Source organism: Streptomyces sp. NPDC046727, from assembly GCF_040645635.1.
GTDB lineage: Bacteria > Actinomycetota > Actinomycetes > Streptomycetales > Streptomycetaceae > Streptomyces.
Window position 1 is genome coordinate 1 of record NZ_JBEYYR010000099.1, and the last position, 1,168, is coordinate 1,168.

3 protein-coding genes are annotated in these 1,168 nt (G+C 57.9%); 1 reads left to right on the plus strand and 2 read right to left on the minus strand.

The window, feature by feature from the left end; translation table 11 throughout:
• Nucleotides 1–10: 10 nt before the first annotated feature.
• Together ABZ937_RS42795 and hinT are read right to left on the minus strand one after the other, a co-directional pair.
• Nucleotides 11–400, minus strand: a complete 390-nt coding sequence (locus tag ABZ937_RS42795) for a YcfL family protein (RefSeq protein WP_025302428.1) — start codon at nucleotides 398–400, stop codon at nucleotides 11–13.
• Nucleotides 401–411: 11 nt separating this feature from the next.
• Complete coding sequence (gene hinT / locus ABZ937_RS42800; RefSeq protein WP_004928776.1) at nucleotides 412–762, minus strand: purine nucleoside phosphoramidase; 351 nt, start codon at nucleotides 760–762, stop codon at nucleotides 412–414.
• A 221-nt stretch (nucleotides 763–983) separates the two neighbouring features.
• On the opposite strand from hinT, the gene ABZ937_RS42805 reads away from it, so the two are divergent.
• Nucleotides 984–1,168, plus strand: a 185-nt coding sequence (locus ABZ937_RS42805) for a hypothetical protein (protein WP_361701117.1), incomplete at its 3' end; no start/stop codon positions are given.

The window sequence follows — 1,168 nt, forward strand, 5'->3', positions numbered from 1 at the left end:
TGGCAAGCGCTTACAGGTACAGATACAGACGCGCGCTTTTAGCTTCCAGATTACCGTTAATCGAGTAGATTTTGGCGTCCGAGTTAGGCGCCACGACGATCTCACGCGGTTTCTCGAAGGGGCGAATATCCAGCCCCTGCGCGTCGTACCAATAGAAACGATAATGCACGGTGACCGGCGTCGGTTGGCTGTTATTGAGCACCGAAGTCGCCATCACCCGGCCGGAAGCGTTCGAGACAGAGGGCGTATCGGCAAAAATGCCGGCGGTCAGCACCGAAGGATCCATCACCACCGTTTGCCCCCGGTTAACCGCGATGCCGGATGGCGAACTGCACCCCATCAGCAACGCGGCGGGCAGCGCCAACGCCATCAGACAACGCAGAGTTTTTTTACCGCGCATGATTTCCTCGCTTAACGTGACAGCAGCGGCCCCAGCGAGCGGCCACCGACCAGGTGCATATGAATATGATAGACCTCCTGACCGGCGTGGCGGTTACAGTTGACGATCAGGCGGTAGCCGTCCTCGGCGATGCCTTCCTGTTCGGCGATCTTCGCCGCGGCGGTGATCATGCGGCCCAGCGCAGCTTCGTGCTCGACGGTCACGTCGTTGACGGTTGGGATCAGCACGTTGGGAACGATCAGCACATGGGTAGGCGCCTGGGGGGAGATGTCACGGAAAGCGGTGACCAGTTCATCCTGGTAAACCACATCAGCAGGGATTTCGCGGCGGATAATTTTACTGAAAATCGTTTCTTCGGCCATCTGGCGTTCCTTGTTTTACACAATCAGCTGTACGCAGTATGAGTGACAAATTCTACTGCTTTCAACCTGATTGCGCACTTTCCACGTCGAGTGCTGCAGATTCGCGCAGGCCGTCGCCCCGCTTGTGCATCTTTTCACTTTGGTTATTCACTATTGTTGCTTTACTTGCCCCGCGCCGCCGCCAATAGTAACCCCATGATTAACAAAGGATAGAGGGCACTATGCCACTGAAGATTGCGGCGCTGTGCGCGCTGTTGCTGAGCGCTGCCGTGCAGGCGGCCACGACGGGCGGTATCGAACTGCAGGCTAACCGAGAGCCGATACGCACGGAGAAAAACCCGGCGGCTATCGCGCTGATCCCGGCGAACTTTCACTTCGCGGTCCCCGGCAAGCTGACGGTGGCGGT

Excerpts from the sequence above, each read along its gene's own strand:
- hinT (WP_004928776.1), bottom strand. The coding sequence starts at position 762 with ATGGCCGAAGAAACGATTTTCAGTAAAATTATCCGCCGCGAAATCCCT.
- ABZ937_RS42795 (WP_025302428.1), bottom strand. The coding sequence starts at position 400 with ATGCGCGGTAAAAAAACTCTGCGTTGTCTGATGGCGTTGGCGCTGCCC.